Source organism: Niastella sp. OAS944, assembly GCA_024809215.1.
Lineage (GTDB): Bacteria > Bacteroidota > Bacteroidia > Chitinophagales > Chitinophagaceae > Niastella.
This window is the reverse complement of sequence record JANUBW010000001.1, coordinates 1,633,783-1,651,434: the sequence shown is the minus strand read 5'-3', so window position 1 is coordinate 1,651,434 and position 17,652 is coordinate 1,633,783. Positions and strand designations below refer to the sequence as shown.

Genomic DNA, 17,652 nt, shown 5'->3' with positions numbered 1-17,652 from the left:
CAACCTGTTAACTTGTCAACTCCTAGTTAACTCGTCAACTAATCAACTACTTCACAATCGTCACAAACCCCGCCTTCACATACCTGTCACTCCCCGGATACTTCATCCCCTTCCACTCTGTACCGTTTATATACCGCGCTTCTATTTGCCAGCCATAAGTATCCTGTTGCAGCGACTGTCCATTATATTTTCCCTCCCAGGGCTCGCTGGGCGAACCGCTGCCATCGAGCTTTGTGGTTTCAAATACTTTTTGTCCCCAGCTATTAAAAATGCGCAGTCGGTATTGCGCCAGGCCTTTGCCCATTGGTAAAAACTGCCGTAAGGCATTATTGCTGCAACCGGGGCAAAACGCATTGGGCACTTGCAAATAACCTGGTGTATATAGTATACGTACATGCACGGTATCGTACCCATTGCAACCGGTGCCAAAATCCTGCACATATAACTGTACATGATATACGCCGGTATCGGCATACTCATAAGTTACCCTGGCGCCACTGCCTTGCTGACGTGTACGATCGCCCATATCCCAATTGTATATTTTATTGGCATTAACAGGCATGGTATCGCGGAAAGTAAAAGTGTATTCGGGTTGTTGTAAAACATTTGCCGGGCCAACCTCTATGGCAGGGCGTGGTAATGGCTGAATGGTTAATGTACCGGCCGACAGGGTATCGCCGCAACCGGCTTCATTTTCTGCCAGCACGCGAATAGTGAAATGCGTTGGGGTGGTATTCAGCGCCGATGCCTGAAAGCGATAGTTAAATGGATTATCCATACTCTCCAGGTTGTTGTTGATAAACCATTTAAGGTCTACATCGTCAACACCGGTGTATTTGATCTTTGCTTTTAGGGCAATAGTTGTATCGTGATTACAGGTGCTTATGTTGCTTGTATTGAATTGCACCACCGGCTTGTTAAATACATTGAAAGTATACGTGGTACTATCAATACAATCATTGGTAGTGTATACGATCAATCGTACCCAGTAGGTGCCGGGTTTGTTATAAATATGTGCGGCCGACAGGCCTGTGGCTTTAAATATATAAGGCGCCTGGGTGCTGTCGTAAAATGTCCATTCGGTCTTAATAGCGGTGGCCGCGCCGTTGGCAGATGTTTGCATAGTAAAAGGGATACATGCTTTGCCTACGGGTACGGTTATTTGTGGTTTTATTTTATCGGTTACCACAATAGTACGGCGGGCGGTATCGGTACAAACAAGGCCTGAGTTGTTTAGTTTTTTGGCAACCAGGCGAATGGTATAGGTGCCGGCCGCCGAATAGGCATGAAGCGGGGCCACGCCCGATGAGGTTTGCCCATCGTCCCAAAACCATTCATAGGCAGTTGCATTTGTTGCAGTAGAAATAGGGGCTACATTACTGCCTGTACAAACAGGGGTAGTTACATTGAACTCTGCTTTGGGCGAAGGGTAAATGGTTACCGTGCGGTAAATAGTGGTATCGGTACACTCGTTCGATAGTATGATAGATACAATATAATTACCGGGTTGGGAGTAAGTATAACTTACCGCATTCTGCGTATTTGGCGTTTTTACAACCGGTGTTTTATCGCCAAAGTTCCAGGTAAGGGTACTTGCACCCGAACTGCTGTTATTGAATGTTACGGTATGTGGGGTACAGCCTTCCAGCTGGTTACCATTTACCGTTACCTGCGCATCGATATTATTAGGCATTACCAGCAGGCTAATGGTTTGCGTATCGCGGCGGCACTGGTTCTCGGCAATAAGTCTGAGATCGAAAGTGCTGATAACGCTGGTATGATACACGTGTACGAATTTGCCGGTGGTGGTAGTGGTATCGGTATTGCCATCGCCAAAGTTCCAGTAATAAGCAAAGTTGTTTCCTGCCGATGTATTGGTTATGGTAACATCAAATGGTGAGCAGCCCTTGGTTGTATCAACAGTAAAGCGGGCCTTGGCATTGGCGTATACCAGTACGCTGTCGCGGTGGTACGAGGTGTCGCAGCCATTATAGGCTTTTAATGTAATGTAATAAGTAGTGTCGCGAAAATCGGGACTGGTATTATATGTAATGGCCGATGGGCTGGCCTGGGTACTGGTAATACCATTGCCAAAATTCCAGAAGAATTGAATACCGTTTTGCTCACTGCTGGTGTTGGTAAACGTTACAGGTAAGGGACCGCAGCCTTTTTTCTGGTCCTTTGTAAAATCGGCAGTTACGCCCGGTACCGTATGGAAAGTCATTTCCATACTATCGGGTTTACAACCATGGGCGCTGGCGGTAACCAGTTTTACAATTACTGTTTGGGCCATACCGCCAATGGGATAACTGGGGAAGGCACCTGTGGTGTTTGATCCTATTGCTGCCCCGTTGGCATACCAGTTGTACAAACTATTGCCCTGCGGAAAGGGAATTGTTTTTATAACCGAATCGAGGTTTACCGGTGCGCATTTGGTAGTGCCCGTAGCTGTGAACTGCGCTTTGGCATCGGGGTTTACAATTATCTGTACGCTGGTGGTATCGGCACAACCGTTGGGCAGCGATCCGGCCAGGTAATAGGTAGTTGTTGTTGCAGGCGTGGCAATTACTGTATCGGGTGTTATATAATTAAGTGTAGTACCTGGCCACCAGGTATAAGTAGTAGCGCCGCCTGCTTCCAGTTTGGTGCTGGTGTTAATACAAATGGTGGTGGCTGCCGTTGTTAGGGTAACAACCGGGCGGCGTTTTATTGTTATGTAAACCGAATCTTCGGTAGCGCAATTAGCGCCAACTGAGGCAATGAGTTTATAACCGTAAGTAGTATCATTGGCAGTACCGGTATAGTCAATTTGTAATAACGGGTTAGCGGTGCTTGTACTGCTGAGGCCGGTTGCGGGCGACCATTGATAGGTAACGCCATTTACACCAGGTGAACCAATGGTAATGGCTGCCCGGCTGCAAATGGCAGTATCCCTGCCTGCATTGGCAATGGGTTTATCGGTTATCTTAAACGTTTCATTTAAAAGCACACTGGCATTGCAGCTGCTGTCAACTATTTTTAATTGTACGGTTTGTATACCTGTGCTGGTATATTGAATAGTACCGGGATCTTTTACATTGGAAGTAGCAGGCGTACCATTGGGAAAGGTCCATTCAAAACCAAGCGGCCCGGGCGAGTAACAGGTGCCGGCGGTAACGCCGGGTACAAGCCCGTTACTGATACAGATATCGCCAATGGAATTGATGTATGCCTTGGGTAATCCCCTTACATAAAATGTATCTTCTTTATACGAAGGCGGGCACGAAATGCTGGCATCGATGGCCGAATCGGTAAGGCGAATAACATACTTGCCCGGTACATTGAATTGTATTTCGGGTGAAACGCTGTTTTGGTTACTACCGTTAATGAACTCCCATTCGTTGGCTAATTGCCTTGCTGGTGTTTGGGGTGAATTGCAACCTAAAGGATCGCTATAGGTTACTTTCCAATTGTACCTGTCGCCCTGGCATCCGCTGGTAGGCGAGGTATTGGTAAAAATAGCGCTGCCAGGGCCGCAGCTGCTGTTACGGTTCATGGTGAATTGCGCCGTTGGGGGCGTGCGAACGCAGATCACCTTCCTGGTGCTGTCTAAACCACACTTATCATTGAATATATATAGTTTAACAGTGTAGGTGCCCGTTGTATTGAAGTTTACGTTCAGATTGGTTGAACCGGTTGTCCATAAAAATCCATTGGTTGAGCTGCCATTCAGGGAGCCCAGGTTACCCGAGGTAATGGTGTAACCGGTAGCGGGCGAAATGGTCCATACCAGTTTACCCGAGTTGGTACAGGTAGAACTGGTGCCACCCGTTGGCGTTATTACCGAACCATACGCTGAATTGCTGATGATAGCAACATTTGTATTGGTGCACACCGTTTCGGAAGGATTTACTGCAATGCCGGCACGGGGTTTACCCGATACATAAATAGGCACTACAGAAGGGCTGGTAGTACCGCAAGGGTTTTCGATGGTTAAATAAGCGCCAAAGGCGTTGCTAAAAGTATTGTTGCCACTGCTGCTGTTAAAACCACAGGAGCCTTGTTTAAAAAAATGTGCGGCTACCGATGGGGGCGGGTGCTGAAATACCTGTGCCTCTGAACCATCGTTGATAAGAAAAGAGTAGAGGGTACCGGGCGGATTGGCTGCTATATTATTGATCGCAAACCGCAGCGAGTCGGATGCACATACATCGGTATTACCAAGGCTCGACAAGCCGCCTGCCGGCGTAGAACCTACAAACACAATGTATTTCTTAATACCAATACAACCATCGGCCCCGGTTACACTTACCGTCATACTACTGGTGCCCAGCGGAAAAATATGTTTTATAATAACACCTCCCGGCCACGAAGTGAAAGTGGTATCGGCATTACCATCGCCCCATGAAATGGTATAACTGGTATTTATGGGAGTGGTGGTTGACTCGTTTACAAAACTGAAAGTATATAATGGAACGTTGGAACAACGCCTGAAGGTGGGCACCCCGTTAAAAGTACCAAAGCTAATGGCTGCATCGGCATTTCCTATTGTTGCATCGGGAACATTTCTTACGGTAACCGTTTGGCTAATGGAGTCTTTACAACCAAACATATTGGTAACAACCAGTTTTGCCAGGTAGTTAGTGGTACCAGGCATACCCACCGCTTGCAAAAATTGGTGTCCTGGGTTCTTTAATGTACTGGTGCTGCCATCATCAAAATTCCAGCGGTAGGTTAAGCTGTCGCCAACAGAAAAGTTGGTGAACTGGGTATTGATATTTCCGCAAGCATTGTTGGGCGTAAAGTTATAGCCTGCTGTGGGTTTTATGTTTGAAACATGTACTGTTATAAACATGGAGTCGGACATGTTACCACCAGTAATTACCTGTTTGGCAGTATAGAACCCGGCTGTTGCATAATTTACAGTATGGGGGCCAATACCTGAAGCTGCTGCTATATTGCCGCCGGAAAATACCCAGTTAATATTGATGGAGCCCTGGGCCGAACTTAAGTAGGAGATGTTACTGCCTTCGCATACACGCACGGTATCGCCATTATTAACCACCTGGCCATTGGCCCTGATGCCGGCTACCACTTGCGCAAACGCCCGTGAGGTACAGAGTAACGATAGGAACAATAATAATAAATAGGCAGATAACTTTCTGCTCTGACGCATACAAATGGGTTAGGGGGGTGACAGACTCGCGGGAACGGATTAGCGCGGTATTTTCATGAAAGGATATAGTGACCCAATATAAATAGCCTATACGATCGCCAGGCTGTATGGCGATTCATTCAGCAACAATCAATTCTTTGTTTCTGTGGAAGAGGTGATACTAAGAATGGGCGCTAAGTTAAGGAAACAGGAGATAAGAAGTTCGTGTGTTTTTAATATACTACAGCAAAAGTTAAGAAAACCTTAAACGAAAATAAACACTGCAACGAGGCCTTAAAAGGCAGTGTCTATTACGCTCAAATTAAACTCATGAAAATCCCATTACTAATTGCTACAGGCATAGAAGCACTGCTATGCCTGGCTGGTTGCACACCTCAGGATGCACCAAACGATGAACGCCAGGCCTGGGTACCTGTATATGTACAGATGGCCGATATGAACGACATTTCCGTCTCAAACGCCAGAATCACCGAAAAGGCGGGAAAGATATATGCCTGGGGTAATTATATTTTTCAAAACGATTTAAACAAGGGCATTCACATCATCGACAATTCCAACCGGGCAAATCCTCAAAAAATTGGTTTCATCAACATTCCATATAATACCGAATTCGCAGTGCGCGGAAATTACATCTATGCCAATAATGTAAACGACCTGGTGGTCATCGATATCAGCGATGTGCTGCACCCGCAGGTGACCAAAAGAATAGATAAAGCTTTCCCCTATATAAATCAGAAATACCCACCGCAGAGCGGGCGCTTTGTTTGTCCCGACCCGGCCCGGGGTATTGTTATTGATTGGGAATTAAAAGATGTAAAAGCGGCTAGCTGCCGTCGTTAAAACTACTATTATGAATAAATTATTACATATAATACTGTTGTTGGGTGTAATAGCCGTTACAACGCAATGTCAAAAATCAGGCAATGCTGCCAATACCGGTGGAAGTGGTGGATCAACTGCCCGCTTTGCCATCAGCGGTAACTACCTGTATACGGTTGATGATGCCAACCTGAAAGTGTTCGATATTTCAACGGCAACCGATCCGGTGCTGAAAAATACGGTATCGGTTGGTTTTGAAATAGAGACCATTTATCCGTTTAAAGATAAACTGTTCATAGGCTCAACCAGTGCCGTGCATATTTTTTCTATTAATAACCCCGAACAGCCGCAAAGATTGAGTACGGCCATTTCGCCCGAAGTAATTCGCCGTTGCGACCCCGTGGTGGCAAAAGATACAGTGGCTTATGCTACCCTGCGTACCAATGGCCCTTGTGGCGGCACGCAAAGCATACTGGCTGCTTATGATATAAAAGACATTTCAAATCCTGTACAAAAAGGCACATATGCGGTTCGTGAACCTTATGGACTGGGTTATGCCGATACCGCATTGTATGTGTGCGATAGAGCAGGTTTATATGTTTTCAATATCAAAGAAGCCTACAAGCCTGTAAGTGTAAAAACATTTAATGATAACTGGTATCTCGATGTGATCCCTTACAACAATACCCTCATTTGTCAGGTGCAGGATGGATTGACCTTGTACGATATCAGCGAGCGCCTGGAACCAAAACTCATTACAAAAATAAAATAATGCATCGAACATATTTCTGTTGCCTGCTTTTGCTTTTGACAGCATGGGCAGGTAATGGGCAAACTATTGAGCGGCGCGGATTAAAGGCCGATACGGGTACGTTATACCTGCGATGCAGTCCACTGGGTGTTATTGACCTGTATGATGGCAACCTCACCCTTGGCGCAGAATACCGGTTTAACAATACCTGGGCCGCTACGCTCGACGCCGGCGCCATACTGTATTCAAGCTATTTTCAATTTGCCAGAATGAGCAGCGGTTTGCTGTTCCGCCCGGGCCTGCGGCTTTACCCCAATAAGTATAAAGACTTTTTCATTGACCTGCAGTTGCATTATAAAAATGTTAAGTACAGGATAAAAGACTGGTTAGATAAAGACGTGGTGGCCAATGTACCTGCTTATGAAGAGTATAAAGTTTTCAGGTTTAAGAAAAAGGTAATGGGTGTTCATATATTGGCGGGCTTTAAAAATTACCTGAATTATAATAAACGGTTTTATGTGGAAGGTTATGTAGGCCTCGGTTTGCATTACAAAGACGAAGGCCTGCTTAACGAACCCAATAGCCAATATGATCTGGGACTTCGGTTAAGAAGGAATACGGGAACATATGTAGTGCCTGCTCTGCCTGCGGGGTTTAGGATTGTTTATTTATTTCGCTGAGCTATCACACTTCCTTCCTCAACACCTCCAACGGAGGCTTATTCAACACACTTCGGCTGTTGAACAACCCAATAATAACTGTTAACAGCGAAATGGCTGCAAACAAAACAACAATGGGAAGCCAGTGTGGTGTAAAGGGAGCATTGAAACTATATTTTGCCAACGCCCAGCTGGCCGCCATTGACAATAAAATTCCGGTGGCGGCTGCCAGGGCGCCTAAGAAAAAGTATTCAAGTGCAGTAATAAACAATATTTGTTTACGGCTGGCGCCCAGGGTGCGTAACAATATACTTTCCTGCATACGCTGAAACTTACTAATAAGCACAGAGGCTACTAATACTATCAACCCGGTAATAATGCTGAACCCTGCCATAAATCGTATTACAAAACCTATTTTGTCTAACACCTCATCTAATACGGTGAGTATTAAATTAAGGTCAATGACCGAAACGTTGGGGTACTTCTTTACCACTGCCTGTTGAAAACCGGCCGATACTTCGGGTGATGGTACCCGGGTTACCAGTACGTGAAATTGCGGCGCTTCTTCCAAAACACCGGTAGGAAATACCACCCTGAAGTTGGTTTGCACCCGTTGCCAGTCTACCTGCCGCAAGCTGCCCACTACAGTAGGTATAAGAGTGCCTTGTACATTAAAAATAATATGATCGCCAAGGTTAACGTGTATGCGTTTGGCATAACGGTCTTCCATAGAAATATAAATAACATCGTCGGCCGTTTTTACGGGGCCATATAGTTTACCGGCGGTCAGTTTTTCTGAGCTGGTCAATGTATCGCGGTAAGTTACCCTAAACTCCCATTCATAGGCTTCGGTACGAAAACCCGAGCTGGTATCTTGTTTTACCTGTGAAGAAGTTTGTTTATTGATCTCTTCAACCCGCATGGTAACAATAGGCACCTGTTGCATTACCGGCAATTTGTATTGTTTGGCAAGGGCGGCCACGCTGTCCTTTTGGTTGTTTTGGATATCGAACAGCACCATGTTGGGTTGATTGCCACTGCCCGATAACGTTACCCGGCTAATAAGTATATCCTGAACAAAATACAGGGTGCCAATAAATGCGGCGCCCAAACCAATGGTAACTATAAGAATCAGTGTTTGATTGTTGGGACGATATAAATTGGCAAACCCTTGCCGCCACAGGTAATTCCACGAAGTGGGAAAGAACCTGCGCACCAGCCAGCGCAATAGTAATGCTACCAGAGACAATAAAAGGAAGGCTGCCAGAATGCTTAAGGTGAAAACAATGGCCTGCCGCCAGTCGTGGATCTGCCACCAGGTAAACCCTGCAACAAAGAACAGGATGATGGCATACACCAGCCATTTAAGCGGATCGCGAAACCGAACATGCTCCACCGCCAGGCGCAATGTATACAGCGGTGAAATATTTCTTACACTTACCAATGGCAGCAGGGCAAACAGCAATGAGATCACCACGCCCGAGATAAGCCCCTGCGAAATAGCCTTCCACGACATGGTAGTGGTTACCTGTACCGGTAAAAAATCTTTGAACACGGCCGGCAATTGTTGTTGAATTACAATACCCAGCACGGCGCCCAGTACCGAACCAATTAAACCGATAGTAACTATTTGTATAAGGTAAATAAGGAAAGCCTGCGAAGAGTTTACACCCAGGCAACGAAGAATGGCAATGGAAGCTATCTTCTCCCGCATGTAAATATGAATGGCGCTGGCCACGCCTATGCAACCCAGCAGCAATGCAATAAAGCTAATGAGGGTGAGAAACTGGTTGAAGTTCTCAAAGGCCCGGCCGGTATTCTTTTTTCTTTCTTCAACGGTATCGTAATCGAGCCCTTCTTTCTCTAAACGGGGCTCTATACCCGAAACAATACTGCCAATAGTAGCAGGATTGTTATATTTATAATAATAGGCAGTAGCTATGCGGCTGCCTTTTTGAATAAGCCCTGTTGAATCGAGGTATTTGAGTGGAATATAAACTGGTGGCGCAACGGTGGTTGAAATACCTGTTCGGCCCGGCGCTTTGGTAATTACGCCGGCAATGGCAAAAGTTACATCACCTATCATAATGGAATCGCCCACTTTTGCATTGTATTGCAGCATAAGGGTTTTATCAACCAGTGCCTGTCGGTTGTTGCGAAAGGCCCGGCTTGCCCTTGCCGGTGTGGTTTCTATAGATCCATAATAAGGATAATCGCCTTCAAGCGCCCGTACCTGTACCAGGCGGGTGCCATCGTTTTTGGTAAAATAGATCATGGAGGCGAAGGTGCGTTCAATGGAACGCTGATCGCCCAGTGAATCGAGCAGTGGACGAATACGGCTGCTTACTCTTTTATTGCTTTCAATTACAAGATCGGCCCCAACTAAAGTTTTTGCCTGGGAATCTATATCGGAACGTACATTATCGCCCAGTGAAAAAATGGCTACCAGGGCGGCTATTCCTAATACAATAGATGAAATGAACAGGAACAGGCGCGAGCGGTTGCGCCGGCTATCGCGCCAGGCCATCTTTAGCAACCAGCCAAAACGAAGACGTCTTTTGTATTTGAATCTTTCTATGTCCATAATTAAATTCCAAATCTCAAGATCCAAGAACCAAAGAAATTCCAAATCTCAAGTTCCAAACTCCAACTTCCAAATTCCAAGAACCAATTAAAATCAAAATTTGAGATTTGTGTTTTGTGATTTATTTGGAGCTTGTGATTTGAGATTTGTGATTTTGTATTTTAATTTAATTCGTCTGCAACTAAATGGCCGCCCTTGATCTTTATTATTCGTTTGGTTTGTGAGGCCAGCTCCATATTATGTGTTACTATAATTAATGTAGTACCGGCCTCCTGGTTCAAATCGAACAACAGTTTTATTACTTTATCGCTGGTTTCCACATCGAGGTTACCGGTTGGTTCATCGGCAAATAAAATGCGGGGGTTGTTAGAAAATGCGCGGGCAAGGGAAACCCGTTGTTGCTCACCGCCCGAAAGTTGGGCAGGGTAGTGGTGCATACGGTTTTGCAATCCTACTTTCTCAAGCAGGGTAATGGAACGGGAACGAATATTTTTTTCACCACGTAACTCCAGCGGCACCATTACATTTTCGAGGGCAGTAAGGGTAGGCAGCAGCTGAAAATTTTGGAAAATAAAACCAACGTAGCGGTTACGTACCTGGGCCCGTTCATCTTCGCTCAGTTTATCGAGCTTAATGTTGTTGAGTTCAACTGAACCCAGGCTGGCACGGTCGAGCCCGGCGCAAAGACCCAACAGGGTGGTTTTTCCGCTGCCCGAAGGGCCAACAATAGATACGGTTGAACCGGCTTCCACTGCAAAATTCACATCATTGAGCACGGTGAGGGTTTGCCCCGCCCCCTGATACGTTTTACTTACGTTCTTTACGTTGAGTATCGTTTCCATAAAAGCTAGTAGCTAGTAGTTAGTAGCTAGTGGGGTTTTTATTCGTCACTCGCTACTACCTGCCAGCATGTTGTATTTTCAAACGTTGATAATTAAAAAATTTTGTCACCCCTGTATTTCCCACTCGCCACTTACCACTTTTCACTCGCCATTTTTTAAATTACACTTAGGTGGTCATAAAGTTGCTTAAATTAATGTTATTTTGAGTACAAACTTATAAGGAGGTACCAATGAAACAGTTTAGCGGTAATTTTTATATGGGGACAAAATATTTCCTTACAGGTATGCTGGTGATGGCCCTGCTGGCCGGGTGCGGCAGTAATGAAGAAAAATCAAATGAAGGTGGCAATCAGAAGCGGGAACAGGTGACCACAGGCGCCAAAAATGAGAAAGCAAAAACCATTGTATTTTATGGCAACAGCCTAACGGCCGGTTATGGTGTAGATCCGTCTGAATCGTTTCCTTCTGTTGTGCAGGATAAAATAGATTCGCTGCAACTACCCTATAAGGTAATAAATGCCGGCGTTAGTGGTGAAACAACTGCCGGTGGTAAAAGCAGAATTGACTGGATCCTGCGTCAACCCGTAAATATATTTGTACTTGAATTAGGCGGCAATGATGGACTGCGTGGTATTCCTATTGCTGAAACGTCTAAAAACCTACAGGCGATCATTGACCGGGTGCGGGAAAAATACCCTGAAGCAAAAATTATTCTGGCAGGTATGCAGGTGCCACCCAATATGGGGCGCAATTATGCCACCCAGTTCAGGGTGGTATTTGAACAGCTGGCCGCCAAAAACAAAGTGGAGCTTATCCCTTTTCTGCTCGAAAATGTAGGGGGCATTCCTTCGCTAAACCAGGCCGATGGCATTCACCCCAATCCACAAGGCGCCCGCATTGTTGCAGAAAATGTGTGGAAGGTGCTGTTGCCGATGCTGTAGCTCAATGTGCTAATGTGATAATGTGCTAATGTGATAATAAAATACAATCGGAGCGGCAATCGGCAATCGGCAATCGGCAATCGGCAATCGGCTTTAATTTTCGGGCGCCACAAGGTCGTAAACAAATCTGAATAATCGCGAGGCCACTCACCATTCACCACTCACCATTGACCACCTTATGATTTAAATCATGTTGTTTTCATATCAAGGTTAGGAGCGAGGCTTAAACATCATTTTAATTTTGCCTTGTTCTTTTAAACCTAAACACAATGAAAACTACTGTAGCCCCCAGCCATTACCGGTACCTTTTACTGTTTTGCATAGTTCATTTATTATCTCCTGCCTCATTGCTGGCGCAATTGAAAAGACCCGGCCGGGGCGGTACCAGCACCCAGGAACCCATCACCTATAATACCCAGTTTGCTACTATTGCCAATATGCCCAATCTAAAGGCCGTATTCCGTCACAATAACGGCATGCTTACCTGGACAATTGACAACGAAGTAAACCAGGATTACTATATCGTTGAGCGCAGTTATAACGGCATCAATTTTACTAAGGCGGGTTCTGTGGGAGCCGTGAACGACTCCGGCATACATGAATACCGCTTTCTTGATTACAGTTTGCCAACCAATGGCATTGAAACCATTTACTACCGCATAAAACAAAAAGACCTGACAGGTAATACGGCAGTTTCGCGGCTGGTAGCATTGCCTATTGCCACCCATGCCAGCGCGGTGAGTGTTTACCCCAACCCGGTTATTGGCGAGGCTGGTATCTCCATCACTGTTGAAAGATCGCAACACGTAGTGGTGCGGCTGGCCGATAAAACAGGTATGCACCTGCAAACCAAAGTATGGGAAATAAATGCGGGCAGCAACTCTTTACCGTTCGATATGAGCTCGTATGCACCGGGTAGTTATATACTCGATATCAGCAGTGGGCTTATCAAAAAAAGGCTCATTATTATTAAACGATAAAAATAGCGCAGTTGGGTAGGTGATAAGGCTGTCAGTGAATGGGTTGGCAGCCTTTTGATATTATAAGTTCCGTTGCACACTTATTGTCCAAAACTGCACGTTTATTTCCATTTCTGCACGTGTATTCATTTGCAACAGCGGATATACCCTTTTACATTATCTTCGGGCCTTTGACTTTTTAAATATCTAATAATCCTAACCAAAAACCCTATGCGGATGCATGTGCGTATTTCAGTTTTATCAGCCCTTATTTTGTTGTTTTTTTCTGCCCAAAGCCAAAACTGGCAATCGTTGGGCGCCAGCGATTTTAATGAACCATCGGTAAATCCGTTTTCAAATCCAACGATCGCCTGCGACGCAGCGGGGCATCCTTATGTTGCCTACAAGGATGCATACGGTGCTGGCGTACAAGTGAGAATGTATAATGGCACCAACTGGGAGCCGGTTACTACCCCGGGAATTTCAATAGCTTATTCAGCTGATCTTTATATTTTGATGGATGCCGCGGACATTCCAACGCTTGTTTATGAGGACTTTTCAAATAGTAAGGTAAGCGTTAAGAAATTGATTGGCGGCAGCTGGGTTAAATATGGAGCCAATGATGTCTCTGCCGGATCTGCTTCTTCAATGGCCGCTGCAATTGATGCAAGCGGTAAATTATATTGTGCGTATGCCGATGGTACCAGAAGCAGCAAGCTGGCACTGAGTGCCGATGTGAACGGTACAACGTTTACAGACCTGGGTGCATTCTCCGTGGGAAGTGCTTCTGCAGTTTCCATGGCTATCGAAGGCTATGTGATGGCTAATGAAGGCAGCGGTAATGCCTATATAGCCTTTGCCGATGGTGGAAATGCAAATACACTTTCTGTACTCAGATATAATTCCGGGAGCTGGGGATTCGTGGGTACACAAATTTTATCTGCGGGAACCGTTAACTACACTTCCATTGCAGTGGACCCTGCCGGTGTTCCTTATGTTGCTTATACAGATGCAGCTAACGGTAGAAAAATTGTTGTAAAGAAATTCAACGGCACCAGTTGGGACGAAGTGGGTACTCCTTACTTTTCGACAGGGTCGGTCATAAACGTTAAATTAAAAATAGATGCCAGCGGTAATATATACGTAGGTTATAGTGACGGACCTGATGTTATTGCTACGGTTAAACGATTTGATGGTTTGAATTGGGTAGATGCCGGTACCAATACCTCTTCCGGAACTAATTACAATGTGCGTTTAACATTGGATGCAACAGGTATCCCATATGTTTTTTATACCGAGTCGGGATTTGATGGTAAAGGCGTTGTGAGAAAATTAACGGGCGGTGCCTGGTCAACAGTTGGTGGCCAGGGGGCTGCTTCGCAAGCTGTTCGCACCCTGAAAATGGCTGCAGGCAGCAGTGGAGCGCCTTATATTATATACGCAGATCCTAATGATAACTGGAACGCAAACGTTAAAGTATACAATGGTACCAGTTGGGTGCCCTTAGGTGCCGGAAAGCTTACTACCAACGGTGGATATAACACCACTATTGCCATGGGGCCTAATGATGTTCCATATGTATTTTTTGTTGATGGATATGACAACACCGTTAAAAAGTTCGAAGGAGGTAATTGGGTTAATGTTGGCACCCCTGGCTTTTTTAGTTCGGAAATGGAAGAAGTGTCCATGGCAGTTACCAGCGCTGGTACGCCCTATTTAGCAGGCAAAAGCACGGCATCGGCAAAGATCAATGTTTTGAAATTTGATAATGGTAATTGGGTTACAGTGGGAACGCCGGACTTTTCGGTTGGAGCAGTAAGTAATATTAAGCTTGCACTGGACGCCGCTGGTAATCCGTATGTAATATATAGTGATGCAGGCGCTGCAAACAAGACCATGGTTAAAAAACTGGATGGCAGTAATTGGGTCGACGTAGGTGCTGCCGGTGTAACTGCCGGTTCTGTAAGCTATACTGGTTTGGCTATCGATGGCAACAATACCGTTTATGTAAGCTACTACGATACTGAAGTTCACGTTAAAAAATTTGACGGCAGTAATTGGAGCGATGTAGGCACACTTGCTACAGGTCAAAGTGAAACAATGGCATTTGCTATTGATGCCAACAATGTTCCTTATGTGGCACACAGTTATTCGTCGGCATATCAGGTGATAGTTAAAAAGTTTGATGGCAGTAATTGGGTAACCGTAGGCACACCCCCCGTTTCTGCCGGCAGGGTAGATGGGCTTGGTGAGGAGATGGATATTGCTTTTGGTATTGGCAATGTGCCCATTCTTTCATACATGTATGGCGGCGCTTATGTAAAAAGCCTAGGGCCTATAGTTATATTGCCGTTACAGTTAACGGAATTCAACGGTCATATTGTGAACGCTGATGCCAGGTTGAGCTGGAAAACAGAAAGCGAAGAAAACACCCGAACATTTATAATAGAAAGAAGTATTGATGGCCGTTATTATACAACAGCCGGCACCGTTGTGGCCGCTAATAAAACAGGCGTTCATCAATATAGCTTTACCGATAAAAGCGTAAACCAGTTAGGTGTTTCAACTATTTATTATCGTTTAAAGCAGGTTGATGCAGATGGCAAAAGCACATATAGCCGTATTTTAACATTACCAATAGAAGTATCTGCAAGCCGGGTGGTTTGTTATCCTAACCCGGTTACCAGCGAAACCAATATTACCATTACACTTCAAAAAGCCGAGCAGGTGCAGGCCCGTATAATTAATAATATGGGGCAGGTGGTGCAAACCCAACAATGGCAGTTGTTGCCTGGTAGCACCTCATTGCCCGTAAATATGGGCCAGTTGCCCAAAGGCCTTTACTTTCTTGATATCAGCAGCGCATCTATTAAAAAGCAGATCGGGTTAGTAAAACAATAGTTAGCATTTTCCTTTTTTAAAAAACAGGCAGGGCAGCGGTTAGGGCTGTCCTGCCTTAATTTTTTAGGGTTAAGTGTAGTTGTATTGAGGTTAAATTAAGGTTGTGGTAAGGTTTGGTTGCCCCCTGTGGGCAATAAGGGAGCACCAGGGGAGCACTACAACCTTAAGTAAACCACAGTAAGGGAGCAACAGGGGAGCAACAAGGGAGCAATAAGCCAATTGCAAAAGTGTAAAAATCAGGCATTTGTAAGTTGCAGGGAGCAACGGGGGAGCAACAAACGGGCACCGGTTGCCAGTTACCAGTTGCCGGGCCCGGGAACCGGAAACCAGAAACTGGTAACTTACTTTTCCCTACCTTTGCGGCGCAATCCTATTCGGGCATTTACTCTACCTATTGAGCCCACTTATCACAAAACGACCGCCTTATTCCGGTAATTCGCTTCAAACTCATTGAAGATCAGCAAATAAGCTGTGATAAGATTTATTTATCTCCTTATAAGAAGAAATGATATAATGCTGTTTATACTTTTTAGTATAGATTATCGTACCTTTGTGGTCCTAAACAGAAAAATAGGTCAATTCTAAAGTTTTTGATATGAACAATGAGCTTAGTGCAATTGAAAAAACGGTTCTCAGTGATTACAAATATGGTTTCGTAACAGAAATAGAAGCGGATGAGGCGCCCCCGGGATTAAATGAAGATATCGTTCGTTTTATTTCAGCTAAAAAGAATGAACCGGAGTGGATGCTGGAATGGAGGCTAAAAGCTTATAACCACTGGCTTAAAATGGAAGAGCCTAACTGGGCCAACGTTAAGTACGAAAAAGTTAATTATCAAGAAATTAAATACTATTCTGCTCCCAAGCAGAAAAAGAAGGTCAATAGCCTCGATGAAATTGACCCCGAATTACGTAAAACATTTGAAAAGCTGGGTATATCACTCGATGAGCAAAAACGCCTTTCCGGTGTAGCCATCGATGCAGTTATCGATAGCGTATCTATTGGTACCACTTTTAAAGAGCAACTGGCCGAACTGGGCATTATCTTCTGCTCAATCAGTGAAGCCATTCAGGAACACCCTGAACTGGTAAAAAAATACATAGGCTCAGTAGTTCCCATCACCGATAACTATTTCTCGGCACTGAACTCAGCTGTATTCAGCGATGGTTCATTTTGCTATATTCCAAAAGGCGTTCGTTGCCCAATGGAATTATCAACCTACTTCCGCATCAATGCAGAAGGTACCGGCCAGTTTGAGCGTACACTGCTTATTGCCGATGAAGGCAGCTATGTTAGCTACCTCGAAGGTTGTACTGCACCTATTCGCGATGAGAACCAGCTGCACGCAGCCGTGGTTGAACTGATTGCCATGCAGGATGCCGAGATCAAATATTCAACCGTTCAAAACTGGTACCCCGGCGATAAAGATGGTAAAGGTGGTATTTACAACTTTGTAACCAAACGTGGTATTTGCCAGGGGGCACATGCAAAGATCAGCTGGACGCAGGTTGAAACCGGTTCTTCAATTACCTGGAAGTACCCAAGCGTAATATTGAAAGGCGATTACTCACAAGGCGAGTTCTACTCTGTAGCTGTAACCAACAATCACCAACAGGCCGATACCGGTACCAAAATGATGCACCTGGGTAAAAACACCCGCAGCCGTATTGTGTCAAAAGGTATTTCGGCTGGTGTAAGTAATAACAGTTATCGCGGTTTGGTACACGTTGGTAAGAATGCAGCCAACGCCCGTAACTTCTCTCAGTGCGACTCCTTATTGCTAGGCGACAAATGCGGCGCCCATACTTTCCCATACATTGAGGTAAAGAACAATACTGCCGTAGTAGAGCACGAAGCTACTACCAGCAAAATTGGTGAAGACCAGATCTTCTATTGCAACCAGCGCGGAATTGATACCGAAACAGCTGTTGCGCTGATCATTAATGGTTTTGCCAAAGAGGTAATGAACCAGTTGCCGATGGAGTTTGCGGTAGAAGCGCAAAAACTGCTGGCTATTTCATTAGAAGGAAGTGTTGGGTAG

At 45.1% G+C, this 17,652-nt stretch carries 10 protein-coding genes; 7 read left to right on the top strand and 3 right to left on the bottom strand.

The genetic code is table 11. From position 1 onward, the window contains the following. Positions 1 to 46 precede the first annotated feature (46 nt). A complete protein-coding gene (locus tag GGD38_RS06475) occupies positions 47 to 5,155 on the bottom strand; it encodes a PKD domain-containing protein (protein WP_375298831.1) in 5,109 nt (1,702 codons plus the stop codon). A gap of 309 nt (positions 5,156 to 5,464) precedes the next feature. On the opposite strand from GGD38_RS06475, the gene GGD38_RS06470 reads away from it, so the two are divergent. From GGD38_RS06470 to GGD38_RS06460, 3 genes are read left to right on the top strand one after another with little or no spacing between them, the layout of a single operon-like run. Further along, the gene (locus GGD38_RS06470; RefSeq protein WP_375298832.1) at positions 5,465 to 5,995 is read left to right on the top strand and encodes a hypothetical protein; all 531 of its coding nucleotides are present in this window, start codon (positions 5,465 to 5,467) and stop codon (positions 5,993 to 5,995) included. A 10-nt stretch (positions 5,996 to 6,005) separates the two neighbouring features. Then, positions 6,006 to 6,746, top strand: a complete 741-nt coding sequence (locus tag GGD38_RS06465; RefSeq protein WP_375298833.1) for an LVIVD repeat-containing protein — start codon at positions 6,006 to 6,008, stop codon at positions 6,744 to 6,746. Beyond that, positions 6,746 to 7,405: a hypothetical protein gene (locus tag GGD38_RS06460; protein WP_375298834.1), complete on the top strand. Its 660-nt coding sequence runs from the start codon at positions 6,746 to 6,748 to the stop codon at positions 7,403 to 7,405. The genes GGD38_RS06465 and GGD38_RS06460 overlap by 1 nt, the downstream gene beginning before the upstream one ends. A 4-nt stretch (positions 7,406 to 7,409) precedes the next feature. Here GGD38_RS06460 and GGD38_RS06455 read toward each other — a convergent pair whose 3' ends face one another. Both GGD38_RS06455 and GGD38_RS06450 read right to left on the bottom strand, forming a co-directional pair. Beyond that, a complete protein-coding gene (locus tag GGD38_RS06455; protein ID WP_375298835.1) occupies positions 7,410 to 9,968 on the bottom strand; it encodes an ABC transporter permease in 2,559 nt (852 codons plus the stop codon). Positions 9,969 to 10,129: 161 nt separating this feature from the next. After that, entirely contained in the window at positions 10,130 to 10,810 is a 681-nt protein-coding gene (locus GGD38_RS06450; RefSeq protein WP_375298836.1) for an ABC transporter ATP-binding protein, read from the bottom strand. A gap of 230 nt (positions 10,811 to 11,040) precedes the next feature. Between GGD38_RS06450 and GGD38_RS06445 the strand changes: the two genes are divergently transcribed. From GGD38_RS06445 to sufB, 4 genes are all read left to right on the top strand, one after another. Then, complete coding sequence (locus GGD38_RS06445) at positions 11,041 to 11,751, top strand: arylesterase (RefSeq protein WP_375298837.1); 711 nt, start codon at positions 11,041 to 11,043, stop codon at positions 11,749 to 11,751. Between the two features lie 269 nt (positions 11,752 to 12,020). Then, complete coding sequence (locus GGD38_RS06440; protein ID WP_375298838.1) at positions 12,021 to 12,731, top strand: hypothetical protein; 711 nt, start codon at positions 12,021 to 12,023, stop codon at positions 12,729 to 12,731. A 210-nt stretch (positions 12,732 to 12,941) separates the two neighbouring features. Next, positions 12,942 to 15,611 (top strand): T9SS type A sorting domain-containing protein, encoded by a 2,670-nt coding sequence (locus GGD38_RS06435; RefSeq protein ID WP_375303782.1) that lies wholly within the window; start codon positions 12,942 to 12,944, stop codon positions 15,609 to 15,611. A 595-nt stretch (positions 15,612 to 16,206) separates the two neighbouring features. Beyond that, positions 16,207 to 17,652 carry a Fe-S cluster assembly protein SufB gene (gene sufB / locus GGD38_RS06430; RefSeq protein ID WP_375298840.1) on the top strand — a complete coding sequence of 482 codons (1,446 nt, stop codon included), beginning with the start codon at positions 16,207 to 16,209 and terminating at the stop codon, positions 17,650 to 17,652.